This is a genomic window from Pseudomonas sp., assembly GCF_035277045.1.
GTDB lineage: Bacteria > Pseudomonadota > Gammaproteobacteria > Pseudomonadales > Pseudomonadaceae > Aquipseudomonas.
This window is the reverse complement of record NZ_DATELE010000248.1, coordinates 1-4,878: the sequence shown is the minus strand read 5'-3', so window position 1 is coordinate 4,878 and position 4,878 is coordinate 1. Positions and strand designations below refer to the sequence as shown.

Annotated in this window: 4 protein-coding genes; 1 reads left to right on the top strand and 3 read right to left on the bottom strand. The window is 65.6% G+C overall.

The window, feature by feature from the left end; genetic code table 11:
* A partial coding sequence (locus tag VJS90_RS14035) for a UvrD-helicase domain-containing protein (RefSeq protein WP_324122249.1) occupies window positions 1-1,609 on the bottom strand: 1,609 nt, incomplete at its 3' end.
* Window positions 1,610-1,814: 205 nt separating this feature from the next.
* Between VJS90_RS14035 and VJS90_RS14030 the strand changes: the two genes are divergently transcribed.
* A complete protein-coding gene (locus VJS90_RS14030; protein ID WP_324122248.1) occupies window positions 1,815-2,513 on the top strand; it encodes a pirin family protein in 699 nt (232 codons plus the stop codon).
* Window positions 2,514-2,782: 269 nt separating this feature from the next.
* Here the strand turns inward: VJS90_RS14030 and pgm are convergent, their stop codons facing one another.
* Both pgm and VJS90_RS14020 read right to left on the bottom strand, forming a co-directional pair.
* Window positions 2,783-4,420, bottom strand: a complete 1,638-nt coding sequence (gene pgm / locus VJS90_RS14025) for a phosphoglucomutase (alpha-D-glucose-1,6-bisphosphate-dependent) (RefSeq protein ID WP_324122247.1) — start codon at window positions 4,418-4,420, stop codon at window positions 2,783-2,785.
* Between the two features lie 73 nt (window positions 4,421-4,493).
* The coding region (locus tag VJS90_RS14020; RefSeq protein ID WP_324122246.1) for a helicase C-terminal domain-containing protein at window positions 4,494-4,878 on the bottom strand (385 nt) is incomplete at its 5' end.

The following is a 4,878-nucleotide window of genomic DNA, read 5'->3' as shown; positions in this document are numbered from 1 at the left end:
GCAGCAGCGGATCGGGCAGCAGCTGGAGGTTCTCGGGGTTGTTCTCGCCGAACAGCGCGAACATGCGGTTGTAGCTCATGATCGGCGGTGATTGCGCCAGCAGGTGCGTCTCCAGCGCTTTCGCGTAGAGGCTAAGGGCCTCGAAGAACAGCGCATCGGTATCCCCCAGCGGGAAACTCATGCCGTTGACCGCCGCCGTGACCTCCAGGCCCAGGTTCTCGATGAACCCCGCGGCCCCGACAAACGCGTCGAGCAGCGGCGCCGGCGCCAGCTCGCCCTTGACCTTGTACTCGAAGCCGGGGCCGGCCACCGCGTCGCCCGCGAGGGACGACGCAAGGCGCCTGGCGGATGCATAGTTTTCCAGCCAGATCACAGGCTTGTCGCAGAAAGCCTGAAACAGCGTGCGCTTGATCACCCACTCCGCCCACACCGGCAACTTGGCCCCCGGGCGCTTGTACTGCTGGCTTTCACCCGCATCGAAACCCAGCACCACCCAGGCATCGAGTTCGGCCACATGGCCGTGGACATGGAAGCGGCTGCCGTTGATCTCGACGGTGTGCCGGTTCGGCTCGATGCCCTTGATCGGCCAGGCGCCAGCCGAGAACCACAGGTCCTCGACCAGGTCGCAGAGCTCTTCATCGCGCTGTGCCGAGAGCTGGGTCACCGCCACGCGCTTCTGCACATCGGGGTGGTCACGGTCCAGCGACTTCAGCTGCAAGGCCTCGCGGCGCAGGCCGGCGATCAATTCGGCAAAGCGCGGGCTGCTGTGCAGCAGGTCGCGGTAGCACAGGTTGAGTTGCTGGCGCTGGGCATCGTTGAGACGCAGGTCGAACGGGTTGCTTTCGGCATTGGCCTCGCTGCCGCTGGGCAACTCGCTGCCCAGGGTTTCGAAGGCGCGCACCTGGCCGACGCCTGGAAGGCTGCGCACCAGCGGCAGAATCCGCGAATGGAAGGTGCGCACCAGCTCACGGGCCTGCGCAGGGTTCAGGCCCAGCTCCCAGAGGCCGAATACCTGCACCAGGCGCTTGATGAAGTCCTTGCGCGACTCACGGGTGAAGGTCACCACGGTCATCGCATCCAGCTCGAAGCCCAGGTAGTGGCGTAGCAGCAGGATCCGCAGCACCAGCGAGGTGGACTTGCCGGCACCCGCCCCCGCCACCACGCAGGTCGAGGGGGTATCGCTAAAAATCAGTTTCCACTGCGCCGCGCTCGGCTGCGCCTCGGCAGGCAGGCGCTGGGCGACGTCGGCCTTGAAGCGTTTCTTGAGCTCCGCGGTCAGGGGGAGGCGCCAGTCATCGAACAGCTTGTCGTCTTCACCTGGCACACCGTGGCCATCGGGGCGGGTGTCGCGGATCACCAGTACCTGGCGACCCGCCTCGTAGCCATCGGCGCGGCCGTGGTCATAGCCTTCGCGCAGGCCATCGGCGTGGCCGTTGCGCTGGCCGGTGGCGTGGCCGAGAAACCAGGAATCACGGTGCTGGGCCTGCAGGCCACTGAGGCCGCGGCCCAGCAGACGTGCCGCCAGGCGGCGTAGCCAGGGCAATTGCGCCGGCGGCGTCAGCTCGACCGGCGACTGGGGATGCTCGTGAGACACGGCCACTCCACACATAGGAAAATTCGGCGTCCATGTTCGCTTTATCGGGGGTAAATCTCCAGCGAATGCTTGCGAATCAGGCGATTAGGCATGCCTTGAGAGAAACTGCTGCACTGTTTCATATCTATTTAAACGATAACAATTAGCCAATAATTACGCTTATTTTCGATACTTTGTTGGCGCATCATGGCCTCATTCCCCACCTACAAGGAGCACCACCATGCTGCAACTTCGACCTTTCGACAGCCTCGGCCACGCCAACCACGGCTGGCTCGATGCCCATCATCATTTCTCGTTCGCCGAATACCGCGACCCTGCCCGCATGGGCTGGGGCAACCTGCGGGTCTGGAACGATGACCTCATCGCCGCGGGCAGCGGCTTCCCGCCGCATCCGCACCGCGACATGGAAATCATCACCTATGTCCGCGAAGGCGCGATCACCCACCAGGACAACCTGGGCAACAAAGGCCGCACCGAGGCGGGTGATGTGCAAGTGATGAGCGCCGGTACTGGCATCACTCACAGCGAGTACAACCTGGAAGCGGTCGACACGCGCATCTTCCAGATCTGGATCATCCCGCATCAGACCGGCGATGCGCCTTACTGGGGTACCCGGCCGTTTCCCAAAGGCGAGCGAGGCGAAGGTTTCGTGACCCTGGCCAGTGGCCGTGAAGGGGATGAGGACAGCTTGCGTATTCGAGGCGATGCGCGCCTGGTGGCGGCGACCTTGCGTGCGGGCGAGACGGCCGAGTACCGTCTTGACGCCGGGCGCCGCGGGTACCTGGTGCCGGCCAAGGGGGTGGTCGAGGTCAACGGCGTGCACGTCGGGGCACGGGACGGGCTGGCGATCGAGCAGGAAGAGGTGTTGACGGTTCGGGCGGTGGAAGACAGTGAGGTGGTGCTGGTGGATGTGGCCTGAGGGTCCAGCAGTGGATGGCCCGGCTTCGCCGGGTTCGCTGGCAAGCCAGCTCCCACAGGTACCGCGCCGCCCTTAGGACCAGCGCTGAGCCTGTGGGAGCTGGCTTGCCAGCGAAAAGGCCTACCCAGACACAGCGCTGCTCCTCGGGGCAACGCTGAACCTGTGGGAGCTGGCTTGCCAGCGAAGGGGCCCACCAGATACAGCGTTGATTTCAGTGCGGTGCTGAACCTGTGGCCCTACGCTTCGGTGCTCGCGCCTCCCCGCCTACATCACGCGATCGCGGCGTCCACCAGTACCTGGGCTTCGCTCACCAGACGCTGCAGGTGCGCCTCGTCGATGAAGCTTTCGGCGTAGATCTTGTAGATGTCTTCGGTGCCCGACGGCCGTGCCGCGAACCAGCCGTTGGCGGTCATCACCTTGAGGCCGCCAATGGCCTGCTCGTTGCCCGGCGCATGGCTGAGAATCTGCTCGATCGGCTCGCCAGCGAGCGTGGTCGACTTGACCTGCTCGGGCGCAAGCTTGCTCAGCAGGGCTTTCTGCCGCGGGTCGGCCTTGGCTTCGACACGGGTGGCGTACGGCTTGCCCAGCTGTTCGGTCAGCGCGGCATAGGCCTGGCTCGGGTTGCGGCCGGTGCGGGCGGTCATCTCGGCCGCCAGCAGCGCGGGGATCAGGCCGTCCTTGTCGGTGGTCCAGACGCTGCCGTCCTTGCGCAGGAACGATGCTCCGGCACTTTCTTCACCACCAAAGCCGAGCGAACCCTCGAACAGCCCCTGCGCAAAATACTTGAAGCCGACGGGCACTTCGTGCAGGCGACGCCCCAGGCGCGCGGTGACACGGTCGATCATGCCGCTGCTGACGACAGTCTTGCCGACGGCGGCATCGCTGCGCCATTGCGGGCGATGCTGGAACAGGTAGTCGATGGCGACCGCCAGGTAGTTGTTCGGCGCCAGCAGGCCGTCGGCGGTGACGATGCCGTGGCGGTCATGGTCCGGGTCGCAGGCAAAGGCGACGTCGAAACGCTCGCGCAGGCCGATCAAGCCTTGCATGGCGTGTGGCGAGGACGGGTCCATGCGGATCTGGCCATCCCAGTCCACGGTCATGAAGCGGAAGGTCGGATCGACCTCGGTATTGACCACTTCAAGGTCCAGCTGGTAGCGCTCCGCGATGGCCGACCAGTAGCGCACCCCGGCGCCGCCCAACGGGTCGACGCCCAGGCGCAGCTTGGCCTCGCGGATCACGTCGAAGTCGATGACGTTCTCGAGGTCGGCGACATAGGTGCCGACGTAGTCATGCCGGTGGGTCGTGGCAGCCTGCAAGGCCTGGGCATGGTCCATGCGCTCGACGCCGTCGAGGCCAGCGGCGAGCAGCTCGTTGGCCTTGTTCTCGATCCACTTGGTCACATCGCTGTCGGCCGGGCCGCCATTGGGCGGGTTGTACTTGAAGCCGCCGCTCTGGGGTGGGTTGTGCGATGGGGTGATGACCACGCCATCGGCCAGGCCCTGGGTCCGGCCACGGTTGTAGCAGATGATCGCGTGGGACACGGCCGGGGTCGGGGTGTACTCGTCATCCTGCGACAGCATCACCTGCACGCCATTGGCGGCCAGGACTTCCAGCGCGCTGGCCGCGGCGGGTGCCGACAGGGCATGGGTATCGGCGCCGATGAACAGCGGCCCGTCGATGCCCTGGGCCTTGCGGTACAGGCAGATCGCCTGGGTGATGGCCAGCACGTGGTCCTGGTTGAAGCTCAGTTCCAGCGAGGTACCGCGGTGCCCAGAGGTGCCAAAGGCCACACGCTGCGCCGCCACCGCGGCATCCGGCCGGCCGGTGTAGTAAGCGGTCAGCAGCCGGGGAATATCAACCAGCACACTGGCCGGTGCCGGCTTGCCTGCCAAAGGACTCAGCGTCATGCAAAAACCTCGAGATTCAGGAAATAAGGGGTTGGAGCACGCAGTGTAATGGGAGTTTCCCAGGTGTGCGACTTTACTCCCCCTCCACCCGCCACCACCCCGGAAACATCTGCTGCACCCCAGGCTCGGCGAACCGCTCATCGATCAGCAGCAGCGTGCCCCGGTCCTCATCCCCCCGGATCACCCGCCCCGCCGCCTGGATCACCTTGCGGATACCCGGGTACAGATAGGTGTAATCGAACCCCGCCCCGAACAATCGTCCCATGCGTTGCTTGAGCTGCTCGTTCACCGGGTTCACCTGCGGCAGCCCGAGCGTCGCCACGAACGCGCCAATCAGCCGCGTGCCCGGCAGGTCCACACCTTCGGCGAACGCGCCCCCGAGCACCGCGAACCCTACGCCCTGCCCGTCCGCCACGAAGCGCGCGAGAAACGCCGTGCGCTCGGCCTCGTCCATGCCA